The sequence below is a fragment of the Pseudomonas sp. FFPRI_1 genome, from assembly GCF_055384485.1.
The window spans coordinates 736,247-751,283 of sequence record NZ_AP029168.1; the positions used below are offsets into that span (position 1 = coordinate 736,247).

Consider the following 15,037-nt stretch of genomic DNA (forward strand, 5'->3'; position numbering starts at 1 on the left):
CTTCCCGGAGATCCCACGGGATCTTCGGGAGCTGCGCCATCCTCCACCTGATCGAGAGTTTCTTATGTTTCCAGAAAGCTTCACCTTTTCCATCGCCGACTGGGTCAACGGCTGGGTCGACTCCCTGGTGACCAACTATGGCGACGTGTTCCGGCACATCTCCGACACCCTGCTGTGGGCCATCGTCAACCTCGAAGGCCTGCTGCGCATGGCGCCCTGGTGGCTGATGCTGGCGATTGTCGGCGGCATCGCCTGGCACTCGACGCGCAAGCTGCTGACCACGGCGGTGATTGTCGGCCTGCTGTTCCTGGTAGGGGCCGTCGGCCTGTGGGACAAGCTGATGCAGACCCTGGCGCTGATGCTGGTGGCCACGCTGATCTCGGTGCTGATCGGCATTCCCCTGGGGATCCTCTCGGCCCGCAGCAACCGCCTGCGTTCGGTGCTGATGCCGTTGCTGGACATCATGCAGACCATGCCCAGCTTCGTGTACCTGATCCCGGTGCTGATGCTGTTCGGCCTGGGCAAGGTGCCAGCGATCTTCGCCACCGTGATCTATGCCGCGCCGCCGTTGATCCGCCTGACCGACCTGGGCATCCGCCAGGTGGACGGCGAAGTGATGGAGGCGATCAACGCCTTCGGCGCCAACCGCTGGCAGCAGCTGTTCGGCGTGCAACTGCCCCTGGCCCTGCCGAGCATCATGGCCGGGATCAACCAGACCACCATGATGGCCCTGTCGATGGTGGTGATCGCCTCGATGATCGGTGCCCGTGGCCTGGGCGAGGATGTGCTGGTGGGCATCCAGACCCTCAACGTCGGTCGTGGCCTGGAAGCCGGGCTGGCGATCGTGATTCTGGCGGTGGTGATCGACCGCATTACCCAGGCCTACGGTCGTCCACGCCATGAGGTGAGCAAATGAGCAGCCCAGCCGTCAGCAAGATCGAAGTGAAGAACGTCTTCAAGATTTTCGGCAGCCGTTCCGCCGACGCCCTGGCGATGATTGGCCAAGGCCAGGGCAAGGACCAGGTGCTGGCCGAAACCGGCTGCGTGGTCGGGGTCAATGACCTGTCCCTGAGCATCGGCACCGGTGAGATCTTCGTCATCATGGGCCTGTCCGGTTCCGGCAAGTCGACCCTGGTGCGCCACTTCAACCGCCTGATCGACCCCACCAGCGGGGCGATCCTGGTGGATGGCGAGGACATCCTGCAGTACGACATGGAAGCCCTGCGCCAATTCCGCCGGCACAAGATCAGCATGGTGTTCCAGAGCTTCGGCCTGCTGCCCCATCGCAACGTCCAGGACAACGTCGCCTACGGCCTCAAGGTGCGCGGCGAGAACAAGTCGCTGTGCGCCGAGCGCGCCCTGCACTGGATCAACACCGTGGGCCTCAAGGGGTACGAGAAGAAGTACCCGCACCAGCTGTCCGGCGGCATGCGCCAGCGGGTCGGCCTGGCCCGGGCCCTGGCCGCGGACACCGACATCATCCTCATGGACGAAGCCTTCAGCGCCCTCGACCCGCTGATCCGCGCGGAGATGCAGGACCAGTTGCTGGAACTGCAGAAGACCCTGCACAAGACCATCGTCTTCATCACCCACGACCTGGACGAGGCGGTGCGCATCGGCAACCGCATCGCGATCCTCAAGGACGGCCGCCTGATCCAGGTCGGCACGCCGAAGGAGATCCTCCACTCGCCGGCGGATGAGTACGTCGACCGCTTCGTCCAGCGCCGCGCCGCGACGGTGTAGGAGCCGGCTTGCCGGCGAATGCCCCACCACAGATTTCACGATGAGGTTCCCGATGTCCCTGGCTGAAAAGATCGTAATCGCCGACGCCCCCCTGGGTTGGCAGGATGTTGCTGCCGTTGCCCGGCACGGCGCGCAGCTTGAGTTGACGGACTCGGCCTGGGCGCGGATCGACAACGCCCAGGCCATCGTCCGTCGGGTGGTCGACAGCGGCGAGCGCGCCTATGGCATCAGCACCGGCCTTGGAGCCTTGTGCAACGTCATGCTGACCGGCGAGCAACTGAGCCAGCTGTCGCGCAATACCCTGCTCAGCCACGCCTGTGGCGTGGGCCCGGCGCTGGCCGATGAGCAGACCCGGGCCATCCTCTGCGCCGCGATCATCAACTACAGCCATGGCAAGTCCGGCATTCACCGGCAAGTGGTCGAGGCCCTGCTGGCGTTGCTCAATCGCGGAATCACCCCGCAGGTGCCGTCCCAGGGTTCGGTGGGCTACCTGACCCACATGGCGCACATCGGTGTCGCCTTGCTCGGCATCGGCCTGGTCAGCTATCGCGGACGGGTGGTCTCGGCCGAAGTGGCGATGGCGGAGGAGGGGCTGCAACCCGTGCAGCTGGGGGCCAAGGATGGCCTGTGCCTGGTCAACGGCACGCCATGCATGACCGGCCTCGGTTGCCTGGCCCTGGCCGACGCCAGCCGCCTGCTGCAGTGGGCCGACGTGATCGGCGCCATGAGCTTCGAGGCCCTGCGCGGCCAGATCGCCGCCTTCGACCCCGAGATCATTGCCCTCAAGGCCCATCCCGGGATGCAGGTGGTGGGCCGTAACTTGCGGGTGCTGCTCGAAGGCAGTGAGGTGATTGCGTCCAGCCAGGGTATCCGTACCCAGGATGCCCTGAGCATCCGCTCGATTCCCCAGGTGCACGGCGCCGCTCGGGATCAGTTGGCCCATGCGGCGAAACAGCTGGAAACCGAGCTCAACGCCGCCACCGACAACCCGTTGCTGCTGGGCACGCCGGAGCAGTATCGGGTGGTTTCCCAGGCCAATCCCCACGGTCAGTCGGTGGCCCTGGCGGCGGATCTGCTGGCGATTGCCATGGCCGAGATCGGCTCCATTGCCGAGCGTCGCCTGGATCGCCTGATCAATCCTCATGTCAGCGGCTTGCCGGCGTTCCTGGTGGCCGAGCCCGGGGTCAACTCCGGGATGATGATCGTGCAGTACGTGGCCGCCTCGCTGTGCGCGCAGAACCGCCAGCTGGGGCAGCCGGCGGTGCTCGACAACTACGTGACCTCGGGCCTGCAGGAGGATCACCTGAGCCTGGGCACCAATGCCGCGCTGAAGCTGCACCAGGTGCTGGAGAACTGCACCCAGATCCTCGCCATCGAGTACCTGCTGGCAGCCCAGGCTTTTGAATTTCTCAAGCAGCAACGCTTTGGAACGGGGACCGGGATTGCCTGGTGCCTGCTGCGCGAGCGGGTCCCGGCCTATGACCAGGATCGCTGGCTGGCGCCGGATATCTCCAGTGCGGCGTCGCTGCTCAAGGACCCGCAACTGCTGAACAAACGTTTTTCCAAGGTGCAATAAACGAATTTCCCCATAGCCAGCGTGCCAAGGCGTCACCCGCTCGATACAGCGCGTGACGACGGATAACGGAAGCTTCCGGAGCGACTGGCAGTTATTACAAAACTCTCAAAAGGAGCATGAATGTGACTGCGCTAAACCTGATTCCCGGCCAACTGACCCTGGCCCAACTGCGGGCCATCTATCAGCAGCCGCTGACCCTGACCCTGGATGGCAGCGCTTCGGCGCAGATTGACGCCAGCGTTGCCTGTGTCGAGCAGATCCTTGCCGAGAACCGCACCGCCTACGGGATCAACACCGGTTTTGGCCTGCTGGCTTCGACCCGCATCGCCAGTGCCGATCTGGAAAACCTCCAGCGCTCCCTGGTGCTGTCCCATGCCGCTGGCGTGGGCGAGCCGATCAGCGACGAGCTGGTACGCCTGATCATGGTGCTCAAGGTCAACAGCCTGAGCCGTGGCTTTTCCGGTATCCGCCGCCAGGTGATCGATGCCCTGATCGCCCTGATCAACGCCGAGGTCTATCCGCACATCCCGCTCAAGGGCTCGGTGGGGGCTTCCGGTGACCTGGCGCCACTGGCCCACATGTCCCTGGTGCTGCTGGGCGAGGGCAAGGCGCGCTACAAGGGCCAATGGCTGGAAGCGACCGCAGCCCTGGAAGTTGCCGGTCTCAAGCCCCTGACCCTGGCGGCCAAGGAAGGCCTGGCACTGCTCAACGGCACTCAGGTTTCCACTGCCTTCGCCCTGCGCGGGTTGTTTGAAGGTGAAGACCTGTTCGCCGGCGCCCTGGTGTGCGGCGGCCTGACCGTGGAAGCGGTGCTCGGCTCGCGCTCGCCCTTCGACGCACGGATCCATGCCGCTCGCGGCCAGCGCGGCCAGATCGACACCGCTGCCGCCTACCGTGCGCTGCTGGGGGACAGCACCGAGGTTTCCGCGTCCCACCAGAACTGCGACAAGGTCCAGGACCCGTACTCCCTGCGTTGCCAGCCCCAGGTCATGGGTGCCTGCCTGACCCAGTTCCGCCAGGCCGCCGAAGTGCTGGTGGTGGAAGCCAACGCGGTCTCGGACAACCCGCTGGTGTTCGCCGCCGAAGGCGACGTGATTTCCGGTGGCAACTTCCACGCCGAGCCGGTGGCCATGGCCGCCGACAACATGGCCCTGGCCATCGCCGAGATCGGCTCCCTGAGCGAGCGTCGCATCTCGCTGATGATGGACAAGCACATGTCCCAGCTGCCGCCGTTCCTGGTGGCCAATGGCGGGGTCAACTCCGGCTTCATGATCGCCCAGGTGACTGCCGCGGCCCTGGCCAGCGAGAACAAGGCCCTGGCCCATCCGCATTCGGTGGACAGCATCCCGACCTCAGCCAACCAGGAAGACCACGTCTCCATGGCCCCGGCCGCCGGCAAACGCCTGTGGGAAATGGCCGAGAACACCCGCGGCGTGCTCGCTGTGGAATGGCTGGCGGCCTGCCAGGGCCTGGACCTGCGCGAAGGCCTGAAAACCTCGCCGGCCCTGGAAAAAGCCCGCGCTACCTTGCGCGAGAAGGCCGCGTACTACGAGAAAGACCGTTTCTTCGCGCCGGACATCAACGCCGCGAGCGAACTGCTGGCCTCGCGCTGCCTGAACGATCTGTTGCCTGCCCGGTTGTTGCCGAGCCTGTGATGGGCGGCGGCCGGCCTGTCATGCGGTGTTCGCTAGACAGGGACGGCCCATGAGGGGATGCGTTACCCGCAAGACAGAGCTGGAGCAGCTGCTCCAGTCACCCTGCGCAGCCGCGCAGGGTGGTCCTGTCCGATAACAATAAAAGGGACGAAGACATGCAATCGCAAGAGAAAGGCTTACGCCGGGGCCTGACCGCCCGCCACATACGTTTCATGGCTCTGGGGTCGGCGATCGGCACCGGGCTGTTCTACGGCTCCGCTTCGGCGATCCAGATGGCCGGTCCGGCGGTACTGCTGGCCTACCTGATCGGTGGCGCGGCCGTGTTCATGGTGATGCGCGCCCTCGGGGAGATGGCGGTGCACAATCCGGTGTCCGGCTCGTTCGGCCACTACGCCAGCCAGTACCTGGGGCCGCTGCCGGGCTTCATTCTGGGCTGGACCTACGCTTTCGAGATGCTGATCGTCTGCCTGGCGGATGTCACGGCCTTCGGCATCTATATGGGCTTCTGGTTTCCCGAGGTGGCGCGCTGGGTCTGGGTGCTGGCCATCGTGCTGTTCATCGGCGGCCTGAACCTGTGCAACGTCAAGGTGTTCGGCGAGATGGAGTTCTGGCTGTCGCTGCTCAAGGTTGGCGCGATTGTCGCGATGATCCTCGGCGGCTTCGGCATCATGCTGTTCGGTATCGGCAGCGCTGCCAGCGAGCAGGCCACCGGCGCCAGCAACCTCTGGGCCCATGGCGGCTTCATGCCCAATGGCATCTCCGGGTTGATCGCTTCTTTCGCGGTGGTGATGTTCGCCTTCGGCGGTATCGAGATCATCGGTGTCACCGCCGGTGAGGCCCAGGATCCGAAGCGGGTCATTCCCAAGGCGATCAACGCGGTGCCGTTGCGCATCCTGTTGTTCTACGTGCTGACCCTGTTCGTGCTGATGTCGATTTTCCCCTGGCCGCAGATCGGCACCCAGGGCAGCCCCTTCGTGCAGATCTTTGACAGCCTGGGCATCAGCTCGGCGGCGACCATTCTCAATATCGTGGTGATCTCGGCGGCAGTATCGGCCATCAACAGCGATATTTTCGGTGCCGGGCGCATGATGTACGGCCTGGCCCAGCAAGGGCAGGCGCCCAAAGGTTTTGCCCAGGTGTCCAAGCACGGCGTGCCGTGGATGACCGTGGTGGTGATGGCGGCAACCCTGCTGATCGGCGTGGTGCTCAACTACCTGATCCCGGAAAACATCTTCCTGGTGATCGCCTCCCTGGCGACTTTCGCCACGGTCTGGGTGTGGCTGATGATTCTCCTGACTCATGTGGCCATGCGCCGCTCCATGACTGCCGAGCAGGTGGCCAAGCTGGAGTTCAAGGTACCGTTCTGGCCCTGGGCACCGGCAGCGGCCATCGCCTTCATGCTGTTCATCTTCGGTGTGCTGGGCTACTTCCCGAAAACCCAGGCGGCGCTGGCGGTGGGCGTGGTGTGGATTGTTTTGCTGGTGGTGGCCTATATGCTCTGGGTCAAGCCTTTGGCTGGCCAGGTGCAGCGGGTCAATGCCGATACTTCTTTACCTACTGATCATTAACGGAGGCCTTGGATGAAAACTCTTTGGCAACACTGCAACGTCGCCAGCATGGCCCAGGGTAGCTACTCGATCATCGAGGACGCGGCCATCGTGACGTCAGGGGCGCACATCGAGTGGATCGGCCGGCGCCAGCAGGCGCCGGTCGCCGATTACCACCAGGTCCAGGACCTGGCGGGCGCCTGGGTCACCCCGGGCCTGATCGATTGCCACACCCACACGGTGTTTGGCGGCAACCGCAGCGGCGAGTTCGAACAGCGCCTGCAGGGCGTGAGCTACGCCGAGATCGCCGCGGCCGGTGGCGGTATTGCCAGCACCGTGCGGGCGACCCGCGCGGCCACTGAGGATGAGCTGTTCGCCAGTGCTCGCAAGCGCCTGCTGAGCCTGCTGCGCGATGGCGTCACCAGTGTCGAGATCAAGTCCGGCTACGGCCTGGACTTGGCCAGCGAGCGCAAGATCCTGCGGGTCATCCGTCGTCTCGGCGAGGCGCTGCCGGTCAGCGTGCGCAGTACCTGCCTGGCGGCCCATGCCCTGCCGCCGGAATACGCCGAGCGCGCCGATGACTACATCGAGCACATCTGCAGCGAGATGCTCCCGGCCCTGGCGGCCGAGGGGCTGGTGGACGCCGTGGATGCCTTCTGTGAGTACCTGGCGTTCTCCCCGGCCCAAGTGGAACGGGTGTTCATTGCCGCGCAAAAGCTCGGCCTGCCGGTCAAGCTGCATGCCGAGCAGCTGTCGTCCTTGCATGGCTCGAGCCTGGCGGCGCGCTACCATGCGCTGTCTGCCGATCACCTGGAGTTCATGACCGAGGATGACGCCATCGCCATGGCGGCTTCGGGCACCGTGGCGGTCTTGCTGCCCGGGGCCTTCTACTTCCTGCGGGAAACCCAGTTGCCGCCGATGGACGCCTTGCGCAAGCACGGGGTGAAGATCGCCGTGGCCAGCGACCTCAATCCTGGTACCTCGCCGGCCCTGTCGCTGCGACTGATGCTGAACATGGCCTGCACCTGCTTTCGCATGACCCCCGAGGAGGCCCTGGCCGGGGTTACCCTGCATGCGGCCCAGGCCCTGGGCATGGAAAACACCCATGGTTCGCTGGAGGTGGGCAAGGTGGCGGATTTTGTCGCCTGGCAGATCGATCGTCCCGCCGACCTGGCCTACTGGCTGGGGGGCGACCTGGAAAAACGCGTCGTGCGACACGGCGTTGAAGTGACTGTGTAGGAGAAGGGTTGTGGATAAGGTTCTGAATTTCAAACAAGGCCGGGTGCCGCTGCTGATCAGCATGCCCCACGCCGGTACGCGCCTGACCCCGGCGGTAGCCGCCGGGCTGGTGCCCCAGGCGCAGAGCCTGCCGGACACCGACTGGCATATTCCACGGCTGTACCAGTTTGCCCAGGAACTGGGAGCCAGCACCCTGGCGGCCGAGTATTCGCGTTTCGTCATCGACCTGAACCGCCCGTCCGATGACAAGCCCCTGTACGTGGGAGCCACCACGGGCCTGTACCCGGCCACCCTGTTCGACGGCGAACCCTTGTTCGTCGAAGGGCAGGCGCCGTCCAGGGAAGAGCGCGAGCAGTACCTGCACGAGGTGTGGGGGCCTTACCACCGCACCCTGCAGGAGGAGCTGGCGCGGCTCAAGGCCGAGTTCGGCTATGCCTTGCTGTTCGATGCCCACTCCATCCGCTCGCTGATCCCGCACCTGTTCGAGGGCAAGCTGCCGGACTTCAACCTCGGCACCTTCAATGGCGCCAGCTGCGATCCGCAACTGGCCAGCCGGCTGGAGGCGATCTGCGCCGGCCACAGCGACTACACCCATGTGCTCAACGGGCGCTTCAAGGGCGGGCATATCACCCGCCACTACGGCAACCCGGCCGAGCATGTCCATGCCGTGCAACTGGAGCTGGCACAGAGCGCCTACATGGAAGAGTTCGAACCGTTCCGCTATCGCGAGGACCTGGCAGCACCGACCCAGGTGGTGCTCAAGGAATTGCTCCAGGGGCTGCTGGCCTGGGGGCAGGAACGTTACGCCTGACAGCAAGCGCTCCTACCGCGGGTACACGCCTTTGTGTAGGAGCGAGCTTGCTCGCGAAGCGCCTTCGATCCCAGCGCAAACCTGCGAACAACCCTGTTTTCTCCAAGGACATGCTCATTGCGTCATTCGGGTTTATGATGCCGGACGGCAGAATAAATGAAGTCCCCACCAGGGATGAACCCGACCTCCACGGAGCGCGTAATGCAGACTTTGTACCCGCAGATCAAACCCTATGCCCGGCACGATCTGGCCGTCGACAAGCCCCACGTGCTGTATGTCGACGAAAGTGGTTCACCGGAAGGTTTGCCGGTGGTGTTCATTCATGGCGGTCCCGGCGCGGGCTGCGATGGTGCGAGTCGTTGCTACTTCGACCCCAACCTGTATCGCATTGTCACCTTCGACCAGCGCGGTTGCGGCCGTTCCACCCCCCACGCCAGCCTGGAAAACAACACCACCTGGGACCTGGTGGCCGACCTTGAGCGGATTCGCCAGCACCTGGGCATCGACAAGTGGGTGCTGTTTGGCGGTTCCTGGGGCTCGACCCTGGCCCTGGCCTATGCACAAACCCACCCGGATCGGGTCCTCGGCCTGATCGTGCGGGGCATCTTCCTGGCCCGGCCCCAGGAGATCCAGTGGTACTACCAGTGTGGCGCCAGCCGCCTGTTCCCCGACTACTGGCAGGACTACGTGGCGCCGATTCCCCTGGAAGAGCGGCATGACCTGGTCAGCGCCTTCCACAAGCGCCTGACCGGCACCGACCAGATCGCCCAGATGCATGCGGCCAAGGCCTGGTCGGGCTGGGAAGGGCGCACCGCGACCCTGCGCCCCAACCCGTTGGTGGTGGACCGTTTCTCCGAGCCGCAGCGGGCGCTGTCGATTGCCCGGATCGAATGCCATTACTTCACCAACAACGCCTTCCTCGAACCTGACCAGTTGATCCGCGACATGGGCAAGATCGCCCATTTGCCCGGAGTCATCGTCCACGGTCGTTACGATGTGATCTGCCCCCTGGACAACGCCTGGGAGCTGCACCAGGCCTGGCCCAACAGCGAACTGCAGGTGATTCGCGACGCCGGTCACGCGGCGTCCGAGCCAGGCATCACCGATGCCCTGGTGCGCGCCACCGACCAGATGGCCCGGCGCCTGCTCGACCTGCCGCCTGAAGAAGCATGAAGGGCCTGTTGCAACGCGTGGCCGGCGCGCGAGTGGAAGTTGCCGGCGAGGTGGTCGGCGCGGTGGACCAGGGTTTGCTGGTGCTGGTGGCGGTAGAGCCCGGGGACACTCGGGCCAGCGCCGACAAACTCCTGCATAAGCTGCTTAACTATCGGGTGTTCAGTGACGCCGAGGGCAAGATGAACCTGTCCTTGGCCGATGTGCAGGGCGGATTGCTGCTGGTGTCGCAATTCACCTTGGCGGCGGACACCAAAAGCGGCCTGCGGCCGAGCTTTTCCACGGCCGCGCCACCGGCCCTTGGCGAAGAGCTTTTCGACTATCTGGTCGCCAAGGCGCAACAGTTACATGGCAAAGTGGCATCAGGGCGTTTTGGTGCTGACATGCAGGTGCACCTGGTCAATGATGGCCCGGTAACCTTCCTGTTACAGGCCTGAAAGCGTCTGAAACATCTTTTTCCGCTGTTTTACCGTGGAAACAGCTGTTTTTCGCGATAAATACTTTGTTACCCCTGATGCGTTGTAACGCGGGCTACTAGATAATCGCGCGCTACGGGGATCAGCGTTCGTTGGCCCATTTTGACTTAAGTAGAGACTTGTCCACGGCCGCTTGGGGAATCATTTAGCCCCATCGGAGTCGGAACAATGCTCGCCAACCTGGCATATAGATAGCTGGCCGTTGGTTTTTTGATCTGTTTTCGGCGAGGGTTGCTCGTGATTGTTAGTCCCTGTAATGCACCAAACTTGTTTGCCAAACGGTTACGAAACGCACTGGTGACGGGCTCTGCGCTGGCCTGCCTGTTCGGTGCTGGCCAACTCATGGCATTCAACCTGGATGACGTGTCGGCCAAAGCCAAGGAACTGGCCGGGCAGAAATACGAGGCTCCGCGCAGTAACCTGCCGAACGAGTTCCGTGAGATGAAGTTCGCGGATTACCAGAAAATCCGCTTCCTCACCGAAAAAGCCGAATGGGCCGATCAGAAAACCCCGTTCAAGCTGTCGTTCTATCACCAGGGCATGCACTTCGACACGCCGGTGAAGATCAACGAGATCAGCGCCAACACCGTTACCGAGATCAAGTACGACCCCAACCGTTTCGATTTCGGTGACGTGAAGTTCGATCCCAAGGCCACCGAGAAACTCGGCTACGCCGGTTTCCGGGTGCTGTACCCGATCAACAAGGCCGACAAGCAAGACGAGATCATGACCATGCTCGGCGCGAGCTATTTCCGCGTCGTCGGCAAGGGCCACACCTATGGCCTGTCTGCCCGTGGCCTGGCGATCGATACCGCCCTGCCGTCCGGTGAAGAGTTCCCGCGCTTCAGCGAGTTCTGGATCCAGCAGCCCAAGCCGACCGACAAGCACCTGGTGATCTATGCCCTGCTGGATTCGCCGCGCGCCAGTGGCGCCTATCGCCTGACCCTGCGCCCGGGCGCCGACACCATCGTCGACGTCAAGGCCCGGGTGTTCCTGCGTGACAATGTCGGCAAGCTGGGCCTGGCCCCGCTGACCAGCATGTACCTGTTCGGTGCCAACCAGCCGTCGAAAGTCCTCAACTACCGTCGCGAGCTGCACGACTCCAGCGGCCTGTCGATCCATGCCGGCAATGGCGAGTGGATCTGGCGTCCGCTGAACAACCCGAAACACCTGGCCGTGAGCAACTTCTCGGTGGAGAACCCGCGCGGCTTCGGCCTGCTGCAACGTGGCCGCGACTTCAGCCACTATGAAGACCTCGACGATCGCTACGACAAGCGCCCAAGCGCCTGGATCGAGCCCAAGGGCGACTGGGGCAAGGGCACCGTCGACCTGGTGGAAATCCCGACGGCAGACGAAACCAACGACAACATCGTGGCGTTCTGGAACCCGGAAAAACAACCTGAGCCAGGCAAGCCGCTGGACTTCGCCTACCGTCTGCACTGGACCATCGACGAAGCCGCCCTGCATTCCCCTGACAGCGCCTGGGTACAACAGACCCTGCGCTCCACCGGCGACGTCAAGCAGTCCAACCTGATTCGCCAGCCTGATGGCAGCGTGGCCTACCTGGTGGACTTCGAAGGTCCGTCCCTGGCGGCATTGCCGGAGAACGCCGACGTTCGCAGCCAGGTCAGTGTCGGCGACAACGCCGAGCTGGTGGAAAACAGCGTTCGCTACAACCCGGAAACCAAGGGCTGGCGCCTGACCCTGCGGATGAAGATCAAGGACGCGAGCAAGTCCACCGAGATGCGCGCTGCCCTGGTCCGTGATATTCCGCAACCCGAGCCGGCCAAGGCCTCGACGCCCAACTCCAATTCTTCCATTGCCAAGGCCGACAAGCTCGCCGCCAAGCAGCAGGAGAAGAAAGACAAGGAAGCCGCCGCGGCCGCTGCCAAGCAGGCGCAAGCCAAGCCGGCCCAAGAGGCTAAAGACGCCAAGAACGCCAAGGACAAGGACCACAAAGACGCCAAGCAGCCAGCGGCTGCAGAAGCGGCCCCAGCCACACCGGAACCGGTTAAAACTGAACAAGTCCTGACCGAGACCTGGAGCTACCAGTTGCCTGCCGATGAGTAACTCTCAACTACAGCCAGCGTCTCTTGCCGAGTACCTGGCGCACCTGCCGATGTCGGATGAGCAGCGCGCGGAACTCGCGGGCTGCCAGTCCTTCAGCGAACTGCACCAACGCTTGTCGTCATCGACCTTCGATGGCCCCACCGACGCCGCCCAGGCCTCGGTGGGCCCGCGCCTGAGCCTGAGCACCGCCGCTGAACTTGAAGACGCGGAAATGCTCGCGGTCGACGCTGAAGGCCGGGTCTGCCTCAAGGCCACGCCGCCGATCCGCCGGACCAAGGTGGTCCCGGAGCCGTGGCGCACCAATATCCTGGTGCGTGGCTGGCGGCGCCTGACCGGGCGCACCAATCCACCGGCACCGAAGAAGGACGAACGCGTGCTGCCGGCGGCCCGCTGGCGCACCGTGGGTTCGATCCGCCGCTATATCCTGCTGGTGCTGATGCTCGGCCAGACCATCGTCGCCGGCTGGTACATGAAAGGCATCATGCCGTACCAGGGCTGGTCCTTCGTCGACCTGGAAGAGGTCATGCACCAGCCGCTGATGCAGACCGCCCAGCAAGTGCTGCCTTATGCCCTGCAGACCAGCATCCTGATTCTGTTCGGGATCCTGTTCTGCTGGGTGTCCGCTGGTTTCTGGACCGCGTTGATGGGTTTCCTGGAACTGCTCACCGGCCATGACAAGTACCGGATTTCCGGTGCCAGTGCCGGCAACGAGCCGATTCCCAAGGACGCTCGTACCGCGCTGGTGATGCCGATCTGCAACGAAGACGTGCCCCGGGTGTTTGCCGGCCTGCGCGCGACCTTCGAGTCGGTGGCGGCCACCGGTGACCTGGACCGTTTCGATTTCTTCGTCCTCAGCGACAGTAACGACAGCGATATCTGCGTGGCCGAACAGCAGGCCTGGCTGGACGTCTGCCGGGAAGCCAAGGGCTTCGGCAAGATCTTCTACCGCCGCCGTCGCCGTCGGGTGAAGCGCAAGAGCGGCAACCTCGACGACTTCTGCCGCCGCTGGGGCGGCGACTACAAGTACATGGTGGTGCTCGACGCCGACAGCGTGATGAGCGGCGAATGCCTGACCAGCCTGGTACGCCTGATGGAGGCCACGCCGGATGCGGGAATCATCCAGACCGCGCCCCGGGCTTCAGGCATGGACACCCTGTATGCGCGCATGCAGCAGTTCGCCACTCGGGTCTACGGCCCGCTGTTCACCGCCGGCCTGCACTTCTGGCAGTTGGGTGAGTCCCACTACTGGGGCCACAACGCGATCATTCGCATGCAGCCGTTCATCGAGCACTGCGCCCTGGCGCCGTTGCCCGGTAAGGGTGCCTTCGCCGGTGCGATCCTCTCTCACGACTTCGTCGAAGCCGCGCTGATGCGCCGTGCCGGCTGGGGCGTGTGGATTGCCTACGACCTGCCGGGCAGCTATGAAGAGCTGCCGCCGAACCTGCTGGACGAGCTCAAGCGTGACCGGCGCTGGTGCCACGGCAACCTGATGAACTTCCGCCTGTTCCTGGTCAAGGGCATGCACCCGGTGCACCGTGCGGTGTTCCTCACCGGGGTGATGTCCTACCTCTCGGCGCCGCTGTGGTTCTTCTTCCTGGTGCTGTCCACCGCATTGCTGGCGGTCAACACCCTGATGGAGCCGCAGTACTTCCTCGAGCCGCGGCAGCTGTATCCGCTGTGGCCGCAGTGGCATCCGGACAAGGCCATCGCCCTGTTCTCCACCACTATCGTGCTGCTGTTCCTGCCCAAGCTGTTGAGCATCATCCTGATCTGGGCCAAGGGCGCGAAAGAGTTCGGCGGCAAGTTCAAGGTGACCCTGTCGATGCTCCTGGAGATGCTGTTCTCCATGTTGCTGGCGCCGGTGCGGATGATCTTCCACACCCGTTTCGTACTGGCCGCGTTCCTCGGCTGGGCTGCGACCTGGAATTCGCCGCAGCGTGACGACGACTCCACGCCGTGGAGCGAAGCGGTGCGCCGCCACGGTCCGCAGACCCTGCTGGGCTTCTGCTGGGCGCTGCTGGTGATCTGGCTGAACCCGAGCTTCCTCTGGTGGCTGGTGCCGATCGTCGGTTCGTTGATGCTGTCGATCCCGGTGTCGGTGATCTCCAGCCGGGTGGGCCTGGGCTTGAAGTCCCGTGATGAAAGCCTGTTCCTGATCCCCGAGGAATACGCCCCGCCCCAGGCGCTGCTGGCCACCGACCAGTACACCCACGAAAACCGCTGGCATGCGCTCAACGACGGCTTTGTCCGGGCCGTGGTCGACCCGCAGCAGAACGCCCTGGCCTGTGCCCTGGCGACGTCCCGCCACACCCAGGCCGAGCCGATCGAATGGCTGCGCCAGGAGCGGGTGCGCCATGCCCTTAAAGTCGGCCCACAGGCCTTGAACAACAGCGAGCGCCTGGCGCTGTTGAGCGATCCGGTGGCCTTGGGGCGCCTGCACCAGCAAGTCTGGAGCGAAGGCCACAGCGATTGGCTGAGTGCCTGGCGCCAGTCGGTGGAGGCCGATCCCCATGCGCCGCTGCTGCCGTTGCAGCCGCTGAACACGGCGCCGCAACCGGCTTGAAGCCAACGCCCTTGAGCTCCCACTCAAGGGCGTTTTGCTGTGTGCGACCAATAGTCCCCCATCCCCCTCTGTAACAACAAAAATCCTTGTGCAAATGGCCGAGTGCGTTAGCATCGCACCCGCAAATTTCTGTGCGTGATCGACAACGGCTTGATGTCCGAAGGTTTCCGTTCCAGGCCCGCTGCGC

The 15,037-nt window shown here is 64.0% G+C and carries 11 protein-coding genes; all 11 read left to right on the forward strand.

The annotated features are described in order from the left end of the window. Nucleotides 1-64 precede the first annotated feature (64 nt). The 11 genes from ACZ5BO_RS03285 (at nucleotide 65) to mdoH (ending at nucleotide 14,850) form a co-directional block, all read left to right on the forward strand. Nucleotides 65-916, forward strand: coding sequence for an ABC transporter permease (locus ACZ5BO_RS03285; RefSeq protein WP_025130258.1), 852 nt, complete (start codon nucleotides 65-67; stop codon nucleotides 914-916). Beyond that, a complete protein-coding gene (locus tag ACZ5BO_RS03290) occupies nucleotides 913-1,743 on the forward strand; it encodes a quaternary amine ABC transporter ATP-binding protein (protein ID WP_464698228.1) in 831 nt (276 codons plus the stop codon). The genes ACZ5BO_RS03285 and ACZ5BO_RS03290 overlap by 4 nt, the downstream gene beginning before the upstream one ends. Before the next feature lie 52 nt (nucleotides 1,744-1,795). Continuing rightward, nucleotides 1,796-3,319 (forward strand): HAL/PAL/TAL family ammonia-lyase, encoded by a 1,524-nt coding sequence (locus ACZ5BO_RS03295; protein WP_025130259.1) that lies wholly within the window; start codon nucleotides 1,796-1,798, stop codon nucleotides 3,317-3,319. 116 nt (nucleotides 3,320-3,435) lie between these two features. Then, nucleotides 3,436-4,974 carry a histidine ammonia-lyase gene (gene hutH / locus ACZ5BO_RS03300; RefSeq protein ID WP_029978558.1) on the forward strand — a complete coding sequence of 513 codons (1,539 nt, stop codon included), beginning with the start codon at nucleotides 3,436-3,438 and terminating at the stop codon, nucleotides 4,972-4,974. A gap of 155 nt (nucleotides 4,975-5,129) precedes the next feature. Further along, nucleotides 5,130-6,542, forward strand: coding sequence for an amino acid permease (locus tag ACZ5BO_RS03305; protein WP_025130261.1), 1,413 nt, complete (start codon nucleotides 5,130-5,132; stop codon nucleotides 6,540-6,542). A 12-nt stretch (nucleotides 6,543-6,554) separates the two neighbouring features. Then, nucleotides 6,555-7,760: an imidazolonepropionase gene (gene hutI, locus ACZ5BO_RS03310; protein WP_464698231.1), complete on the forward strand. Its 1,206-nt coding sequence runs from the start codon at nucleotides 6,555-6,557 to the stop codon at nucleotides 7,758-7,760. Nucleotides 7,761-7,770: 10 nt separating this feature from the next. Beyond that, nucleotides 7,771-8,571, forward strand: coding sequence for an N-formylglutamate deformylase (hutG, locus tag ACZ5BO_RS03315; protein ID WP_464698233.1), 801 nt, complete (start codon nucleotides 7,771-7,773; stop codon nucleotides 8,569-8,571). Nucleotides 8,572-8,772: 201 nt separating this feature from the next. Next, nucleotides 8,773-9,744, forward strand: coding sequence for a prolyl aminopeptidase (pip, locus tag ACZ5BO_RS03320; RefSeq protein ID WP_025130264.1), 972 nt, complete (start codon nucleotides 8,773-8,775; stop codon nucleotides 9,742-9,744). Further along, nucleotides 9,741-10,178, forward strand: coding sequence for a D-aminoacyl-tRNA deacylase (gene dtd, locus ACZ5BO_RS03325; RefSeq protein WP_025130265.1), 438 nt, complete (start codon nucleotides 9,741-9,743; stop codon nucleotides 10,176-10,178). The genes pip and dtd overlap by 4 nt, the downstream gene beginning before the upstream one ends. A gap of 276 nt (nucleotides 10,179-10,454) precedes the next feature. After that, on the forward strand, nucleotides 10,455-12,287 hold the full coding sequence (locus tag ACZ5BO_RS03330) for a glucan biosynthesis protein G (protein WP_464698236.1): 1,833 nt from the start codon (nucleotides 10,455-10,457) through the stop codon (nucleotides 12,285-12,287). After that, nucleotides 12,280-14,850: a glucans biosynthesis glucosyltransferase MdoH gene (gene mdoH, locus ACZ5BO_RS03335; RefSeq protein WP_464698238.1), complete on the forward strand. Its 2,571-nt coding sequence runs from the start codon at nucleotides 12,280-12,282 to the stop codon at nucleotides 14,848-14,850. Before ACZ5BO_RS03330 ends, mdoH begins: the two co-directional genes overlap by 8 nt. Nucleotides 14,851-15,037 lie beyond the last annotated feature (187 nt).